Annotated in this window: 14 protein-coding genes; 4 read left to right on the top strand and 10 right to left on the bottom strand. The window is 40.1% G+C overall.

What is annotated here, in order from left to right:
• Positions 1–71 precede the first annotated feature (71 nt).
• From F944_RS12410 to F944_RS12450, 9 genes are all read right to left on the bottom strand, one after another.
• On the bottom strand, positions 72–416 hold the full coding sequence (locus F944_RS12410) for a YegP family protein (protein WP_004991154.1): 345 nt from the start codon (positions 414–416) through the stop codon (positions 72–74).
• 144 nt (positions 417–560) lie between these two features.
• Positions 561–965: an NUDIX hydrolase gene (locus F944_RS12415; RefSeq protein WP_004991155.1), complete on the bottom strand. Its 405-nt coding sequence runs from the start codon at positions 963–965 to the stop codon at positions 561–563.
• A gap of 69 nt (positions 966–1,034) precedes the next feature.
• Positions 1,035–1,379, bottom strand: coding sequence for a zinc ribbon domain-containing protein YjdM (locus F944_RS12420; protein WP_004991158.1), 345 nt, complete (start codon positions 1,377–1,379; stop codon positions 1,035–1,037).
• A 167-nt stretch (positions 1,380–1,546) separates the two neighbouring features.
• Positions 1,547–1,930 (bottom strand): ribonuclease E inhibitor RraB, encoded by a 384-nt coding sequence (locus tag F944_RS12425; RefSeq protein ID WP_004991166.1) that lies wholly within the window; start codon positions 1,928–1,930, stop codon positions 1,547–1,549.
• 120 nt (positions 1,931–2,050) lie between these two features.
• Positions 2,051–2,713 (bottom strand): pseudouridine synthase, encoded by a 663-nt coding sequence (locus F944_RS12430; RefSeq protein ID WP_035245760.1) that lies wholly within the window; start codon positions 2,711–2,713, stop codon positions 2,051–2,053.
• A 132-nt stretch (positions 2,714–2,845) separates the two neighbouring features.
• Complete coding sequence (locus tag F944_RS12435) at positions 2,846–3,799, bottom strand: patatin-like phospholipase family protein (RefSeq protein ID WP_004991170.1); 954 nt, start codon at positions 3,797–3,799, stop codon at positions 2,846–2,848.
• Positions 3,800–4,057: 258 nt separating this feature from the next.
• Positions 4,058–5,533: an alanine/glycine:cation symporter family protein gene (locus F944_RS12440; protein ID WP_010588851.1), complete on the bottom strand. Its 1,476-nt coding sequence runs from the start codon at positions 5,531–5,533 to the stop codon at positions 4,058–4,060.
• Positions 5,534–5,670: 137 nt separating this feature from the next.
• Positions 5,671–6,906 carry a sodium/glutamate symporter gene (gltS, locus tag F944_RS12445; RefSeq protein WP_004991174.1) on the bottom strand — a complete coding sequence of 412 codons (1,236 nt, stop codon included), beginning with the start codon at positions 6,904–6,906 and terminating at the stop codon, positions 5,671–5,673.
• Positions 6,907–7,208: 302 nt separating this feature from the next.
• Positions 7,209–8,582 carry a DcaP family trimeric outer membrane transporter gene (locus F944_RS12450; RefSeq protein ID WP_004991177.1) on the bottom strand — a complete coding sequence of 458 codons (1,374 nt, stop codon included), beginning with the start codon at positions 8,580–8,582 and terminating at the stop codon, positions 7,209–7,211.
• A 534-nt stretch (positions 8,583–9,116) separates the two neighbouring features.
• On the opposite strand from F944_RS12450, the gene F944_RS12455 reads away from it, so the two are divergent.
• Positions 9,117–9,824 (top strand): nitroreductase, encoded by a 708-nt coding sequence (locus tag F944_RS12455; protein WP_004991179.1) that lies wholly within the window; start codon positions 9,117–9,119, stop codon positions 9,822–9,824.
• A 50-nt stretch (positions 9,825–9,874) separates the two neighbouring features.
• Here the strand turns inward: F944_RS12455 and F944_RS12460 are convergent, their stop codons facing one another.
• Positions 9,875–11,095, bottom strand: a complete 1,221-nt coding sequence (locus F944_RS12460) for a multidrug effflux MFS transporter (RefSeq protein ID WP_010588852.1) — start codon at positions 11,093–11,095, stop codon at positions 9,875–9,877.
• Positions 11,096–11,244: 149 nt separating this feature from the next.
• On the opposite strand from F944_RS12460, the gene yccS reads away from it, so the two are divergent.
• The 3 genes from yccS (at position 11,245) to F944_RS12475 (ending at position 16,882) form a co-directional block, all read left to right on the top strand.
• Positions 11,245–13,419, top strand: a complete 2,175-nt coding sequence (yccS, locus tag F944_RS12465) for a YccS family putative transporter (protein ID WP_010588853.1) — start codon at positions 11,245–11,247, stop codon at positions 13,417–13,419.
• An 85-nt stretch (positions 13,420–13,504) separates the two neighbouring features.
• Positions 13,505–14,065 carry a YcxB family protein gene (locus tag F944_RS12470; protein ID WP_004991187.1) on the top strand — a complete coding sequence of 187 codons (561 nt, stop codon included), beginning with the start codon at positions 13,505–13,507 and terminating at the stop codon, positions 14,063–14,065.
• A 156-nt stretch (positions 14,066–14,221) separates the two neighbouring features.
• The gene (locus F944_RS12475) at positions 14,222–16,882 is read left to right on the top strand and encodes a PepSY domain-containing protein (RefSeq protein ID WP_004991189.1); all 2,661 of its coding nucleotides are present in this window, start codon (positions 14,222–14,224) and stop codon (positions 16,880–16,882) included.
• The last annotated feature ends 104 nt before the right edge of the window (positions 16,883–16,986 follow it).

Raw genomic sequence — 16,986 nt, forward strand, 5'->3', positions numbered from 1 at the left:
TGATCTTTGTATGCGTAATCAATAAAAAAACCACTGCAAGAGTGGTTTTAGTTTTGGATATGCCAAATAGCTTATGAATCAGCTATAGTCAAATCTTTGATGGTCGTACTCGAACCATTGGTTTTAACTGACTCAATGCCTTTGTCTCGTGATTGTTCTGAGGCATAAAACTGGCTTGTTCCAATAATCTGGTGATTTGCAGCTTTCAGATTAAAATACGGCTTTTCATTTTTTGCCGTTAATTTTTCATAGCAAGCCTCATCAGGACTATTATTTTGTACCGAAGCAATACCATTTTCGGCAGAGGCTTTAGCCTTATACAGCTCACTGGTTAAAATCACTTCGCCATTGCCTGCCTTCAATACAAAACGATATTGACCGTCTTTTGCCTTGCTCAACTCATACCATCCAGCCATGATCCACCTCTTGTTGTGTTTTGTTCTAAACGTTGTTTTTAAACCCTATTTATGCAATATAAATGATTTCAGACTTGGAATCAGCTTATTTTTTATACTTTTTTATAGCTTAATCATGCCAATTTATAAAAAGCCATAGCTTGATTAAAACTTTCGAAATATCACCTCTCCAGTAAAATTTAGACAGTCCTGAACACGTACTCTTTGAATAGGACTAAGTTCATCTAATGCAAAAAAAGTATATTCTGAATGTTCATGGCTTAACTGAATCTCGGTGTGATCAGGCAACTGACAACGAAAAATACTGACGTGAGCATTAATATCGGTATGTAGATAAATTCCTGACAAATATTCAACCTGAACCATTACCCCTAGCTCTTCTTCACATTCACGTTGCAAGCCCTGCAATATGGTTTCTTCTGGATCAATCCCGCCACCTGGTAGTCCCCAAGAAAAGTTTGCATAAGTCGCTTTGAGCAACAGAACTTTTTCATCACTATTGATAATCACTGCATGTGCGCCAACCCGATAATGATCAGAAAACGCCATTCTAAGTTCCTTGTCCTCACGTCAAATCTGAAAATCAAAAAAAGGGAGGTTTCTCCCTTTTTATCGTGATTATGCTTTTTTGACAAATTCAGATTTGAGTTTCATTTGACCAAACCCATCAATTTTACAGTCTATGTTATGTCCATCACTGGCATCTGGCACCAGACGAATTGTTTTAACTTTAGTGCCGACTTTAATCACAGAAGACGAACCTTTCACTTTCAAATCTTTAATCACAGTCACACTATCGCCATCTGTTAAAACAGTTCCATGCGCATCTTTAATCAGTTGCTCGGCATCAGCCTGACTCACTTCCCATTCTTTCCATTCATTGGCACATTCAGGACAAATCAGTAAATCGCCATCTTGATAGGTATATTCTGATTGGCATTTAGGACAATTTGGCAAAGACATAAAAAACCCTAAAAGCATTATTATGACTGGATTTCAATCAAATATCAAAAACCTTAACACTCGTATGGATTTATTTTTTAAAAATTATCTACAAGTCACTCTTTTTATCAGGATATATCCATTTCTCAATCACTTAAAATGAATATATCCAGTTCAGCTAGGCAGTTTTAACTTTCTAAGTGTTCGTCATCTTCATATTCATATAAATAGCTCATACAGCCCCAACCATCGTACTCACCATTAAAATCCTGCGCGATGCGGCTAAACCATTCTTCCAAATCCTGTATATCTTCATATTCAGGAATCATGGTCACATGAATATTTAAAACCCAAAGGTCTGAACCATCTGTGTGTTGATCTTCTTGAAAAAATGAAACTTTTTGTTCCTGATGCAGTAAATGCAAGGCGCATTTTTCAAGCTGTTCCTGAGTTTTAAATACGATTGTAAATTCAAACTCATGTGGCTCAGTCAGGTCATTGCCATCTTCAATCATTTGCCAAAGTACATTGCCATTATCATCATCTGGAAAAAGTTCGTAGTTACGGCTCATTGTCGTTATCCGTTGTTATGATTTTGATACTTAAATAGCTTAACCCAGTTTTATGTCAGTTTGGAGTTAATTTATGCGCATTTTTTTGTTTGAATTGAAAGTACTGTTCAATCTTCAAGATCAAAATGGCACCTCAGTTTCAAGATGAACGTCAACACCAGTAAAAGGTTGGGTAAATGTTAAAGCATGCGCATGTAACGCCATTCTCGCTAAAGAAAATGCAAATGGATCAGGATGATATAACTTATCTCCCATAATCGGATGCCCAAGATGTTGCATATGCACCCGCAGTTGATGCGACCGTCCCGTTACTGGTTCCAATAAAACACGACTATAGGGATGTTCAGGGTGATCATCCAATAATTGATATAACGTTTTGGCTTGCTTGCCTTGTTCAAAATCTACTTTTTGCTTGGGGCGATTGGGCCAGTCCGTGATAAGAGGAACCTCGACACAACCTGAATCAGCAATTTTCCCCTGTACCAATGCCACATAATGTTTTTTAATTTTTCGCGTCTGAAAGATTTTACCCATTGCGATTTCAGCTTGGCGATGCTTGGCAAATAACAACAAACCAGAAGTTGCCATATCTAAACGATGCGTCACTTTAGCATGTGGATACTGCTTTAAAACACGTAAATAGGCGCTGTCCTGATGTTGGGGTAAGCGCCCCATCACTGACAATAAACCCGCAGGTTTATCGATAACAATCAAATCTGCATCTTCATACACCGTCTCTAAAGGATCAAGCGGCGGTTGATAAATGAAATGTGCTGAAGACATACAAATCGCAGTAATGAAAATTTCGCGCAAGATAACAATGCTTCCACAACCTGTCAATCTTGCTGACTTCATAAACAAAACAAATAAAAAAGCCGCCCTCAAGCAGCTTGTATATAACAAATCAAATCATTGTTATTGTAATTGAGACTTCTGCTGGCGCATTGCAAAAGCGGTTTCAATATCCCCGATCTTTTTCATGGCAGCAGCTTCACCTGAATAAATTGTGTTTTCACGTTCTTTCACATCAAAAATATGCGCTTTTTCATGCAACTCAGGCTGGATCACGATATCTGCATGTTTGAGCTCTTCGGTTGCCAAGCGATTTTGCATGATATTAATATTTTGGTTAAATAACCCCCAAATATTGGTGGTCGGCGTATAAGCAGGCTGCGCCAAGATATCGACCGCAATGACAATATCTGCCCCTAATTGACGTGCAACATCGACAGGTACGGGGCTGACCAAACCACCATCAACATATTCTTTGTGATCGATTTCAGTCGGCACAAACATACTCGGAATCGAAATCGAAGCCCGTACTGCCTGCCCCGTATTCCCATAATTAAAAACTGTTTTTTTGCCATTTTTTAATTCTGTTGCAACCACATACATTGGGATTTTTAGTTTTTCCAATGGCGTATCATCGACTTGCTGATTAACAAAATCTTCTACTTTTTGACCATCAAAAAAACCTTTACGATCAAAGGTAATTTCTCGAACATCGCCCACTTTCATGTTCAGGGCAATCTGTTTCAATTGCTGGGCATTTTTACCACTGGCATAAATCGCCCCGACAATACTTCCAGCACTGGTTCCCACAATAAAATCCGGTCGAATCCCATGTTGCTCCAAGACTTCTATCACCCCAATATGTGCATAACCTCGCGCGCCACCACTGCCTAAAACCAATGCAACTTTAGGATGTTGCTTCTGCTCAGTTTGTAGAGGAGGCATAAATAAAGCCGATTCCTGAGCATGAGGCAAAGAAGATACGCTGGAAGTCGTGGTTTGTGAGGACGTCGGCAATTGCTGACAGCCGCCCAATACCAGCCCTCCACCCAAAATCAAAGCTTTGAGATAGTTCATTTCGCACTAAGACCAAAATTTTTCAGCATAGATTTTATGCCGATCTTTTTTAAAATGCTGTATCAAATTATTTAAAACGTCATACTTCTCTGTTAATCATGAGATATTTTATTTTTTAATCGATGCTTCGATTCGATTTTTCTCAGCATTTATTTCTCATCTCTGATAAATAATTTTCTACTAATTCAAAGACTGTTAAAAACAAAAACCGCCAGTCTGAATTAAACCAAACTGACGGTGAATTGAAACCAATATGGATTACCAAATATCAGAATCTACTCGTTTTTTCATCTCAGGATATTGATCAATTTTAAACTCTGGATCTTTTTTACCACCTCTAAGTTGCGCGGTATAATCCTTTAACAAGGTTCGCGCATACGGCGTAAGTAATAAGATTGCAGTCAAGTTAATGGTTGCCATGATTCCCATGAACAGATCAGCCATGGACCATACTAAGGGCACACCGCTAATCGCACCAAAGTAGACCATGATCAACACCAATATCCGAAATGCAAACATCACTTTAGGACTGTTATTGATAAACTGCATATTACCTTCTGCATAGGCATAGTTGCCCAGCACGGCAGAATAACAGAACAAAAATAATAAAACCGCAAGGAAGTCTCCGCCCCATCCGCCTAGCTCCATCTCCAAGGCTCGTTGTGTCATTTCAACACCCATGACACTTGTATCATGATACACCCCAGAAATCAGGATAATCATTGCGGTAGAAGTACATACGATAAAAGTATCAACAAAGACCCCTAACATTTGTACAAGTCCCTGATCAACGGGATGTTTTACATCGGAGGCAGCAGCAGCATTGGGTGCTGAACCCATCCCTGCTTCGTTTGAAAATAGACCACGTTTGATGCCCTGCATCATCGCCATCGAAATCATACCGCCAAAAAAACCACCCGCTGCGGCATTAAACTGAAATGCTTCAGTGAAGATTAATTTGAATACTTCAGGGACAACTTCATAATTACTAAAGGCAATATAAAATGCCGCCGCCAAATAAAGACCAGCTTTAATGGGAACAAACATTTCAGCAAACTTTGCAATTCGCTTAATACCACCAAAAATTGCAATGGCCACCAATACCACTAAAACCAATCCAACCCACGAAACGACAAGATCTAGTCCACCTAGACTCAAGGTCTGATTGGCTTTGTCCCATCCCCATGAATGAGATGTGGCATTGGTAATGGCATTGATCTGGACAGAATTAAAAACAAAACCATAGGTAAAAATCAGTGAAATAGCAAAGACGATCCCAAAAGGCTTACTCTTTAATCCCTGAGTAATATAGTATGCAGGCCCACCACGGAATTGCTTGGTTTCACTGTCACGTACTTTAAATAATTGCGCTAGACTGGATTCAATAAAGGCAGAACTCATGCCTAACAGAGCTGTAACCCACATCCAAAATACAGCGCCTGGCCCGCCAATTGCGATGGCAATGGCTACGCCCGCAATATTTCCTACCCCAACCCGACTTGCCAAGCCTGTTACAAATGCCTGAAATGGCGTGATTCCATGTGTATCTTCACCTTCTTTTCGGCTTCCTTTCATTACCCTGACACTTTGCCAAAACATACGAATTTGCACCGCTTTCGTCGCAATGGTGTAAAACGTACCCGCAGCAAGTAAAAAAATAACGAGGAAATCCCATAAAGGATCATTAAAGAAACTCACCCAAGCCATCAGGGTTGCTGTTAATTGTTCATTCATACTCGAAGCACTTATTGTTGTCATATTGCTATGACATCTATCCTAAATAATACTTAACAAATAAAAAAGCCTCTAAGCATAGAGACTTTGTTGTTAAAAATTTGCAAATTAAACAAATCTTAAATCAATTTTAAGTTTTACACAAAAAACTTAAGAATTACTTGAATGACAGTCGCATTAATCAAATCGACAAAAAAGGCACCACACAAAGGCACAATTAAAAAGGCTTTATGCGATGGACCATACATATTGGTAATGGCTTGCATGTTGGCAACGGCTGTTGGTGTTGCACCCATACCAAAACCACAATGACCCGCAGCAAGTACTGCTGCATCATAATTTTTACCCATCACTCTAAAGGTCACAAACGCTGCATATAAAGCCATGGTGAGTGTTTGCGCGGCAAGGATAATCACCAGTGGACCAGCCAAATCTGCCAATTGCCACAACTTTAAAGATAACAATGCCATCGCCAGATAAAGCGATAACGATGAGTTTCCAAACACATCAATGGCGCGGTCAAAAATATCGACTCGAAATGCACTTTCCAATACATTTCTGAGGATCACACCACCGCCTAATGCCCAAACAAAGGTCGGTAACTCAAACCATGTCCCTTTGCTATAACCTGTCATAAACTCAGCAAAAGCTAAACAGGCAGCAAACATCCCTAAAGTAGTAATGGCGTTATCTGCGGTAATTAGACGAACCTGATGCGGATTTTCAAATGGTGCTAAATCTTCTGGGTGCGCATCTAAATGGGTATCACGATCCTTGATTTCAGCATCTGTTTTGGCATAAGAAAGCTGATAACGGTTAATTAATAGCTTTGCTAATGGCCCACCAATGACCCCACCAATAATCAGTCCAAATGTAGCACTTGCCATACCGAGTGCTAAAGCTCCTTGAATCCCATGCTGCGTTTCTAAAATTTCTCCCCACGCACCTGCCGTACCATGTCCGCCAGTTAACGTGATCGAACCTGCGATTAGACCAATTAAGGGATCCAACCCAAGTAATTTTGCCAGACTCATGCCTACAACATCTTGCACGATAATAAAAGAAGCCACACAGATCAAAAATATAATGAGACCAATCCCGCCCTCTTTAAGCTTGGCAAAATGCGCACTTAAACCAATAGAGGCAAAGAAGATCAACATAAAACTGGTTTGCAACTCGCTACTAAAGATAATGCTATATCCCCAGATGGAGTGAACAATTAAAGAAATAATAGCAGCAACCAAACCACCAGCCACAGGTTCAGGAATATTGTAGCGTTTTAAAAAATCAATATGGTTAACCAAAAACCGCCCTAATAACAGCACAATCACTGCTGCAATAAGCGTATAAAATGCATTGAACGTAAATTCCATATTTTTCCCAGTTCATATTCCGTTAAGTAAGGATCTCAAGCCTCTCACTTAACTGTTTTAAGGATCATATCGAAGATAATGTTGCCCTTTGAAAAGTTCTCTACCACGAAATGACATGTAGAAATTTAAATTAAATCTGCTAGAGCTTGCCCGACTTTAGCTTAAATCAACATTTAGAATTTGTAACGAAACAGTGTTTAATGAAATGATTTTATGTAATTTTCTACATATAAAAAAACCACAGAGTATATCTGTGGTTTTTTAAATGCTCATCTAAGCATCAAATATGAATGATCAATGCATTAGAAACTATAACGGGTCAAGAAGTTAATACGAGAAAGATCACCTTTGTCACCCGCAAATGTTTCACGTTGACCATAAGTGTACTCTGCCCCAAGATCTACGTTTTTAACTGGTGTGTAGATGATGTTGGCAATCGCATTGTAAAGTGTCTTGTTATAACTTTGATTATTTTCAGCATAAGTATTGTCATCTTTAAACCACATGCCTGCTAAAGAAAATGCAGAACGTAGTTTTGGAGACCAATTACGTTGATATCCGATTTGAGCCGTATCAAACTCATTATTGTGAATATCATAATCAGTCGTCTTACCATCTCCAGTAGTCGTATAAGCAGTATTAGTTTGACCACTATAAAGGATATAACGTGAGTCGCCTTTGACATGGTAATAGTTTGCCATGATGGCATCTTTTGGCGTGAATTGATACTTACCACCTACACCAAGACCCCAACCCCATTTTTCTTCGTCATTAGAATCATTGGTTGATACACGATTTTCATGTGCTAAACCATGAACTTGTAATAGACCTTTAGAGTCACTGGTTTTAATGTCATATCGTGCGGTCAAAGCAGGGAAACGGCTACCACCAGCAGTTTTACCATTTTCTACATCGCCACCCTCAAGGGCGACCAATACTTTCTGATTTGCATCAATCGGCTGAGTATAACGAACTTGAACATTACGTTGAGTACCGCCACCCATTGGGCCTGTGAAGTCAATAAGATCAGGTGATGTATCTGTATTAACAAATGGAGAGGTCGTCTGACCTGCCAACCATTTTCCTAACGACGCGTAAGCATGACGGATACGAAGTTTTCCATCACCGTTTGATGTGCCATCACCCCAAAAATCTGCTTCAATTTTACCTGTTAACTCACCTAAATCAGTTTGACGTGCAATATCAAGTCCAATGCGTGTAGGAGCAGCAGAAACATTCAAAGAATCCTCAGTTGGATTATCTTTGTTTAAAGGAACCTGCCCTGTTTTGTTATTGATACCACCAGTTGTACCTTTAAAGTCATAGGCTGCATCAACACGTACGTTTCCATACAACTTCACTTGCGTTTGTCCATCTGGCAAAGTTAACCAACCTGGTTTTGCATTAGCAGGCGCAGGTGCGGCAGGAGCTTGTGCCACGACCACCGCAGGTGCAGAAGCCACAACCACTGGACGTGCTTTTTGCTCTGCCACGATTTGTTTCTGAGTTGCCGCCTGTTGTTGAATTAATGCGCGAAGTTCTGCGACTTCTGCACGTAATTGTTGAATCTCTTGCTGCTCATTTGTCCCCGCATAAGCTGTAGACGCCATAATTGAAGCTGTTGCTACTGCAAGACCATGCTTAATAAATTGCTTTTTGATGAGGGGTAAACTCATGTATGAAGCTCCTTCATTGTTATTGATTGGTTAATCATGAACCGCTTTGTCATCCCTTGGGCCATGAGATCTTGTTCATCCCTTTTTCCCATCCAGAGTATGGAGATTTTGTCATAATTTAAAAAGGGGTCAGATTATGCAAATAAATGATATTTTTTGTTTATTTTCTACTAACAAACTGTATTATTTGTTTTAAAAATAATCTGATAAATAATTTTATTTAAAAATAATCAATGAGATAAGCTACAACCATCCCGACCTCAAGTCTATAAACAAGCGTAGAAGATATTAGACTAATTGATTAATTTTTTTTGAAAATACACGACGTCATATTTATTCTTTTGCTAAATACCATCATATTTTTTGATCAAAGTCATTTGATTTGAGCTACGCACTCAACTCGCTGGTTCAATAGACAGCCTCATCATTTAAGTTTTTCTCAAATAATCAAATTACTAGAAAATAGATTAAAGATTGAGTGCATATGCTTTATAGTCTACATCTGTTTTATGACTTAATGAGAAAGGAACTCCTATGAATCCTGAGCAAGTTCAACTCGTAGACGATGCCATTCGTTCAAGACATTCTGTTCGCGCTTTTCTATCAACACCTGTTGACGCTCAAATCATCAAAGATATTTTAGAAGTCGCTTGCCGTGCGCCTTCAGGAACCAATACTCAGCCATGGAAAGTCTATGTCGTTACAGATAAAAAACGTGACGAAATGGTCGATCGGGTCTGTAAAGCCCAACTTGAGATTTATAACCATCCTGAAAAAGCCGCAGAATATCAGGAAACCTTTCCCTACTATCCAGAAAAATGGATTTCGCCATTTATTGACCGTCGTCGTGAAAATGGTTGGGGGCTTTACGGATTATTAAATATCCAAAAAGGCGAAAAGGAAAAAATGGCAGCACAACAATTACGTAATTACCAGTTATTTGATGCGCCTGTTGGATTATATTTTGCTGTAAACAAAGCGATGGGCATCGGGTCAAAAATGGACATTTCGATGATGATTCAAAATGTCATGGTCGCAGCCAAAGCTCGTGGACTTGATACCTGTCCACAAGCAGCATGGAATCATTTCCATCCGATCGTATTAGAGGTACTCGGAGCATCTGACGATGAAGAATTAGTTTGTACCGTTGCACTCGGCTATGCTAATCCTGATGAGATTGTGAATACGTTTATTACCCCACGTGAACCTGTTGAAAACTTTACAGTATTTCTGAGCGAATAAAGCATTTTGAATCAAAAATAGACCTGATCACAGGTCTATTTTTTTTAATCTCAGGATGATCGAATTTGCTGGTGACGCATCTCGGCTGCAATCTTGATAATCGCCCAGACGCCCGCCCCCGTAAAGATGACCATCATCACACCCATATTAAGCAGAGGATTCCAAATCAGTAAATTCAACATTAATCCACCAAACAACCCCACTGCAAACTGCATACTGCCCATAATGGCACTGGCTGTTCCTGCGCGAGCACCCTGTTCTGACATGGCCAAGGCCATCGCATTGGGTCCAGTAAAACCCAAACCAGATACTGTAAAAAATAAGCCAACCATTATTATTGCTAATGATGCATGTGGCAACAAACCACTTAGCAGCACGATCACTGCCCCTGTAAACTGAATTGTTCCGCCCAGTTTGAGTCGCTGAATCGTACTCAGTCTAGTGACTAACCGTTTATTGATTGATGAGAGGATAATAATTCCCATCGCATTAAAGCCAAAAGCATAAGCAAATTGTTGCTGGTTCAAACCATACATATCCATAAAAACAGGTGAGGCTGAACTGATATAACTAAATAATGCACCGCCTGTTAAGCAGCCGGCCAACATCGGTAAGCGAAAACTTTTATCTTTGAAAATAGCCGCATACAAAGTCAATATTTGATTGAAACTTAGCTTGAGACGACGCGCAGGTTGCAATGTTTCTTTAAAAAAGAAATGTACACAGAACAAACAGATACATCCCACTATTGAAAGAGAAATAAATACCGCATGCCAGTTAAAGAAATATAAGATCCATGCGCCAAGTGTCGGTGCTGCAATCGGTGCAATCCCCATCACAATCATCATACTGGAAAATGCCTGAGCAGAACCTTGTACATCCAATCGATCTCGGATTGCGGCACGAGCAATCACCACACCAACGCAACCACCCAATGCCTGAACCACGCGCAAAGCAATTAAACTCCATTCGCTACTGGCAAAGATACATAGCAGACTCGCGATGGCATATAAACTCAATCCCACATAAAGCGGTTTTTTACGCCCAATCCGATCACTAATCGGGCCATAAAGTAACTGACCAATTGCTAAACCAAAAAAATACGCAGGCAATGTATTCGCCATCATTTGGGTACTGACCCCAAAATCCTTTGCCATTTGTGGCAAAGCAGGCAAATACATGTCAATCGATAACGGTCCCAATGCGGTCAATAAGGCCAGTAGCATGATCCAGGCAGATGAATATTGCTGTCGTGATCTATTTTCAGACATATCTACATTTCAATTTTAAATAGTGGGTTTAAAGACAAGGAACACTGTCCATAGTATGATTCAGACTATAGAACGAGTATTTTCCAAACGTAATTTGTGAGGCTTGGCTAAGGTTAAGCTCATGTTACATTTGTCACAAAGGATTCAGGTTGAAACCCTTATTCGCGCATGTCAGAAGAGCCACTTATAATACGACATTAATGTACAACCTGCGCATGTTAATTGCATTTACAGGTACAGCATTTGTTCCCTACTTCCTAAATTTTCAGCTTGCCACCATTCCTTTAACTTTAGGCGTGGTCGCCGCTGGTTTAAGTGATATTGATGACCGCTTTTCTGTGCGCATCATGAATTTGGTCTATACCGCGGTTGGATTTTTTATTACGTCGGCTTCGGTTCAATTACTTTTTCCCTATCCATTTTTGTTTGCCATTGGGCTAATCGCTTCATGTATCGGCTGGATTTTACTCGGTTCGTTGGGACGGCGTTACGGCACCATCGCCTATGGATGTCTGGTTGTTTCTGTTTATTCCATGCTTGGTGTACATCTTTTTGATGAATGGTATATGCAACCCGTGTTACTGGTCATTGGGGCAGCTTGGTATGGTCTGATTTCAACCATTAGCTTTCTACTTTTTCCTGTACGTCCTTTACAGGATAAACTCAGTGCATGTTATGAGGCGCTTGGAAATTTTCTGTTTGCCAAGTCAAATTTGTTTGATGTCGATATGACAGCGGAAAGCTATCAACAAAGTATGATTGATCTTTCACTGGAAAATGGCAAATTGATCGGTGTATTCAACGACACCAAAACTGCCTTGCTGACCCGTCTAAAGGGTGACCGTGGACAAAAAGACACCCGCCGCAGTCTGCATTATTATTTTGTGGTTCAGGATATTCATGAACGTGCCGACTCAGCACATATCAGTTATCAGGAATTGTCTAAAGTATTTCAGCACAGTGATATTTTATTCCGTTTCCAGCGTATTTTATCAATACAGGGCAAAGCTTGTCAGGATTTAAGTCAAAGCATTTTAAAGCGACAAGCGTATATCCATAACAAACGCTTTAAACATGCTTTTGAAAACCTGAAACTTTCTCTGGAAAAATTACAGCAAGAACAGATCTATGATCAGGTCTGGGTCAACGCTTTGTATGCCTTATATCAAAATCTAAAATCGATTGATGCACAACTGCGTAACCTAGAAACAGAACGCAATATCAGCCTTGAAAAAAGCAAACAGTTTGAACATCAGTTAAAAGATGATGATTTAAAAGGCTGGAGTGATATCGTTACCCGCATTAAACAAAATCTAACGCCTGAGTCGGTGTTATTTCGACATGCAATTCGACTCTCGATTGTGCTGCTCATTGCCTATATCTTCGTTCAGATTACGGAGATTAAGTATGGTTACTGGATTTTGCTTACCGCTTTATTTGTCAGCCAACCAAATTTCAATGCGACTAAACGACGATTAAGATTGCGCATAATCGGAACATTAGTCGGTATTATTTGCGGTCTTGCTATTTTATATTTTGTACCGTCACTCGAAGGACAGTTGCTGTTACTGGTGATAAGTGGCGTCTTATTCTTTGAACTACGTAGTAAACAATACGCACAGGCGACTGCATTTATTACGATTTTGGCGTTGATCAATTTTAATCTGGATAGTTCAGGTTTTTCTGCGGGTATCCCTCGACTAATCGATACTTTAATTGGCTGTGCTTTGGCATGGTTTGGAGTGAGCTTTATCTGGCCAGACTGGAAGTTTCGACGCTTGCCTCGTACCATTCAGCGCTCTTTACAGGCCCAGTGTAATTATTTAAAAGATGTGGTGCGTCAGTATCATGAAGGACGTGATCATGGTTTGAATTATCGAGTGGCACGTCGTGCAGCACATAATACCGATGCAGAAGTTGCCTCTCTCATTTCTACTCTGGCCACTGAACCTGATTTTGATCCTTATCAAAAAACACTGGCTTTTGAGTTTTTATGTTTGAATCATACTTTCCTGAGCTATATTGCTGCGTTAGGTGCGCATCGTGAACAAAGTCAGGATCAAGATATTTTAAAATTACTCGATCAAGCACTAGATGATATTCAGGGCGCCCTTTTACGCGATGAAGTTCCAGATTTAAGCTCACAAAATATGTTGCAAACCATTCGCCAGCGCCTCAAACAAAATAGTCAGGAAGATCAAACTTCTTTAATTATTTTGCAACAGTTGTCACTGATGCTCAGTATTTTGAATCAGCTCAGTCGGCTTAAACAAAGTCTGAGTCATGATCGGGATAATGATGCAACCGAATTGGGGTCATTATAATTCCCCTTAAAATGGCAGAATATATTCACGAGATTGGCTAAATTAATGCTAAACTCCAATCAGTTTGAAATTCACAATTTGCACTATGACCGCGAAATCTTTATACGCTTATACATTACAGCCTGTTATCTACGAAGTTTCTGAAGCAGAACAACGCAATGTTCAACTGATGATGTGGCGTAGTACTAATAAAATTAGCACCAAAGCATGGATCATTATGGCTGTGGTGGTTGCATTATCACTTGCTGGTATTGTATTACTCAAAAACTATTCCACGATTTTTTGCTGGGTCGCCATTGTCTGCGTGGTACTCTACTTTTTAATCCGTAAATACGGTCTTGAATGGTATGTAAAACGTAAGATGAACGAGTTTCCTGTTCAAGAAATTAAAGGAATCCGTTTAGGTGTACAACCGCATGGGATTGTCATGCGTCAGCAAATGGGTGCTCAGGAAGGCGTAGGTACCATTGGCTGGAAAGACATTTATGAGTGGTACAATACACCTGATTTTATCTTGATGAATTTCAAGGTCAAAGGCCAACAAGGGGCGTATATTTTACCGAAACGGATGGATTCAAAAAACTTTTCGTTTAATACGATTCGTAAGCATTTAACTGAAGCTGTCGGTGAACCCAAAACCATTTAAAGTCTAGTCTTCATTAAAACCTCCTTGATGGAGGTTTTTTTACATTTTATTTATAAATGATAATGAAAATTAATATTACCTACAAAATCCATATTATCTTCTCAATGTTTGGTTATAATTAATCAAATTTCTTTGCTTAAAACATCTTCTATCATCATGTTTAAAAAAACGTTTTTCCAGATTCACTGGTTTTTAGGGATTACAGCAGGACTGATTCTTTCTTTAATGGGAGTCACAGGAGCAATCTACTCCTACGAGCAACAAATTTTAGAATGGATCAATCAAGACAGCTACGTGGTGCAAGCACAAGCGCAACCTAAGCTTACACCTGTTCAGCTTTATCAGCATTTTTCAACGCAAGATCCCGACATAAAAATCAATAGCATTACCATCGCTAAAGATCCAACGGCATCATCGACAGTGAATATCGCCAAAGAAGGTGAACGTCGTGGTTATAACATGATGGTCAATCCTTATACCGCTCAAGTGCTCCCTGAAATTAAAGGTCGCGGCTTTTTTCAGTTTGTACAACAGCTCCATCGTACGCTCACCTTTGGTCCTGTAGGTAAACAGATTACTGGTGCATGTACCCTGATGCTCATTTTCTTTGTCTTGAGTGGTTTGTATCTGCGTTGGCCAAAAAAGCATTCTCTGCGCCAATGGCTCTTTGTAAAACCAAAACTCAAAGGCCGCAATTTTATTTGGGATTTACACGCAGTCGTCGGAACGTGGGTGGTGGTGTTTTATCTGATTTTGGCATGTACCGGGCTATATTGGTCATATGACTGGTGGCGCAGTGGCATGTTTAAAGTCATGGGGGTCGAACAGCCTAAACCACAAATGCAGCAAGGTGGTCGAGAACGTACGGGCAGTCCACGCGATCCAGAACAAAATGGTCGACCACAGTCTGCAAATGACAAAGCTCAGACAATGCAACAAAATCATCGTCAAATGAATCACCCAAGAACTGGCGATAGATCAACAGATCGAGAGCAATCAGCGTTATCCCCTGTTCAAATCCAGCAAGCTTTGAACCAGACGTGGACTGAGTTTAACCAAAAAATTGGTCGTGATTATTCAACCTTAACCATTAACTTACCGAAGAAAGCAGATGGTTCAATTGAACTGAGTTTTGTCGATCCAGTTGCACAACATGAACGCGCCCGTAATAGTGCAACTTATAATTATCAAACCCACAAAATTGAAAAACTTGAACTTTATGAAGATAAAAAGCTAAATGAAAAAATCATGAGCAGCATGTTACCTGTGCATCGTGGTAGTTTCTTTGGACCTATTTATCAATTTTTTGCCCTATTGGCTTCATTGGCAATGCCTTTATTTTTCGTGACCGGTTGGATGCTTTATCTGAAACGTCGCAAACAGAAACGATTGACTCAAGCCGCACGTCATCAACTCGCAGATCATTATATTGATCCAAATGCAACACCATGGCTCATTACCTATGCCTCTCAGACAGGTGTATCCGAGCAACTCGCATGGCGCACAGCCACCAGCCTGCAAGAAGCACATCAGCCTGTGACGGTGAAACCCATACAGCAATTGACCGAAAATGAACTTAAAACTGCACCACAAATTTTATTTGTGGTCAGCACCTACGGCACAGGTGAAGCCCCTGATTTGGCAAGTAGTTTTGAGAAAAAGTTTTTAAGCTCAAATCTAGACTTAACTCTTATGCATTATGCCGTATTGGCTTTGGGTTCAGATGAATATCCAGACACTTATTGTAGCTTCGGGCATCGCGTCAATGACTGGTTAAAACAGTGTGGTGCACATGCATTATTTGATTTGATTGAAGTCAACAATGCCAACAATGAAGATGTACAACGCTGGAACCAAGCTTTAGCCAAAGCAAGTCAATTAGAACTTCAATCGATGAGTATTGAAAAGACATTTGACACATGGGTACTGGATAAACGCACTCAACTTAACCCGGACAGTCTGGGTGCACCTGCCTATAACCTTGAGCTTACGCCCAAACATGAAGTGCATTGGCAAGCGGGTGATATTGCCGAGATTCAACCCGGCAACAGTGCCACTCGTATTGAACAGTTCTTACAAAAGCATCAAGTCCATCCTGATACATTGGTCGATTCTTTATCTATTTCTATTCAACAAGCACTTTGGGATAAAGACCTGACGGTAGAAGTTGAACCTTTTGCCAATATGGAACATTTACTCGAACAACTTCCCACATTGCCAACACGTGAATATTCGATTGCCAGTATTCCGACCCAGTTATTTTTAAGGCTTACGGTTCGTCAACAGCTTGATCAAAACGGTCAACTTGGACTGGGTTCCGGTTGGCTGACCGAGCATACTCAAGTGAATGATACAATCGCCCTTCGTATTCGTACCAACGAATCTTTCCATTTAATTGATGATAATCGCCCAATGATTTGTATTGGAAACGGCACAGGTATCGCAGGGTTAATGAGTTTATTACATGCACGTACCCGTCAGGATTATTCAGAAAACTGGTTAATCTTTGGTGAAAGACAACGTCGTTGCGATTTTTTCTATCAAACAACCATTGAAGCATGGCACAACATGGGCATGCTCAAACGACTGGATTTAGCCTTTTCACGTGATCAGGAACAACGCGTCTATGTGCAGGACATCTTAAGACAACAAGCCGATGAACTTAAAGCATGGATTGAGCGTGATGCTGTAATTTATGTTTGCGGTAGCATTGAGGGAATGGCGAGCGGTGTAGATCAAGCACTCAACGATATTCTGGGTGAGGCTCAAGTCGATGAATTACGTTTAAATGGACGTTATCGTAGAGACGTTTACTAAGCAATTTTGCAAATCCTTAAAATCAATGAACAAGGGATATTCCAAAATATAGGAATATCCCTTTTTATTCGACTCGACTCAATGAAATTGCTACAGTTGGTTTT

It is taken from the genome of Acinetobacter ursingii DSM 16037 = CIP 107286 (genome assembly GCF_000368825.1).
Taxonomy (GTDB): Bacteria; Pseudomonadota; Gammaproteobacteria; order Pseudomonadales; family Moraxellaceae; genus Acinetobacter; species Acinetobacter ursingii.

What these genes read in the sequence shown, in the direction of transcription:
- F944_RS12410 (WP_004991154.1), bottom strand. Translation starts at nt 416, where the DNA reads ATGGCTGGATGGTATGAGTTGAGCAAGGCAAAAGACGGTCAATATCGT.
- F944_RS12415 (WP_004991155.1), bottom strand. Translation starts at nt 965, where the DNA reads ATGGCGTTTTCTGATCATTATCGGGTTGGCGCACATGCAGTGATTATC.
- F944_RS12420 (WP_004991158.1), bottom strand. Translation starts at nt 1,379, where the DNA reads ATGTCTTTGCCAAATTGTCCTAAATGCCAATCAGAATATACCTATCAA.
- F944_RS12425 (WP_004991166.1), bottom strand. Translation starts at nt 1,930, where the DNA reads ATGAGCCGTAACTACGAACTTTTTCCAGATGATGATAATGGCAATGTA.
- F944_RS12430 (WP_035245760.1), bottom strand. Translation starts at nt 2,713, where the DNA reads ATGTCTTCAGCACATTTCATTTATCAACCGCCGCTTGATCCTTTAGAG.
- F944_RS12435 (WP_004991170.1), bottom strand. Translation starts at nt 3,799, where the DNA reads ATGAACTATCTCAAAGCTTTGATTTTGGGTGGAGGGCTGGTATTGGGC.
- F944_RS12440 (WP_010588851.1), bottom strand. Translation starts at nt 5,533, where the DNA reads ATGAATGAACAATTAACAGCAACCCTGATGGCTTGGGTGAGTTTCTTT.
- gltS (WP_004991174.1), bottom strand. Translation starts at nt 6,906, where the DNA reads ATGGAATTTACGTTCAATGCATTTTATACGCTTATTGCAGCAGTGATT.
- F944_RS12450 (WP_004991177.1), bottom strand. Translation starts at nt 8,582, where the DNA reads ATGAGTTTACCCCTCATCAAAAAGCAATTTATTAAGCATGGTCTTGCA.
- F944_RS12455 (WP_004991179.1), top strand. Translation starts at nt 9,117, where the DNA reads ATGAATCCTGAGCAAGTTCAACTCGTAGACGATGCCATTCGTTCAAGA.
- F944_RS12460 (WP_010588852.1), bottom strand. Translation starts at nt 11,095, where the DNA reads ATGTCTGAAAATAGATCACGACAGCAATATTCATCTGCCTGGATCATG.
- F944_RS12470 (WP_004991187.1), top strand. Translation starts at nt 13,505, where the DNA reads ATGACCGCGAAATCTTTATACGCTTATACATTACAGCCTGTTATCTAC.
- F944_RS12475 (WP_004991189.1), top strand. Translation starts at nt 14,222, where the DNA reads ATGTTTAAAAAAACGTTTTTCCAGATTCACTGGTTTTTAGGGATTACA.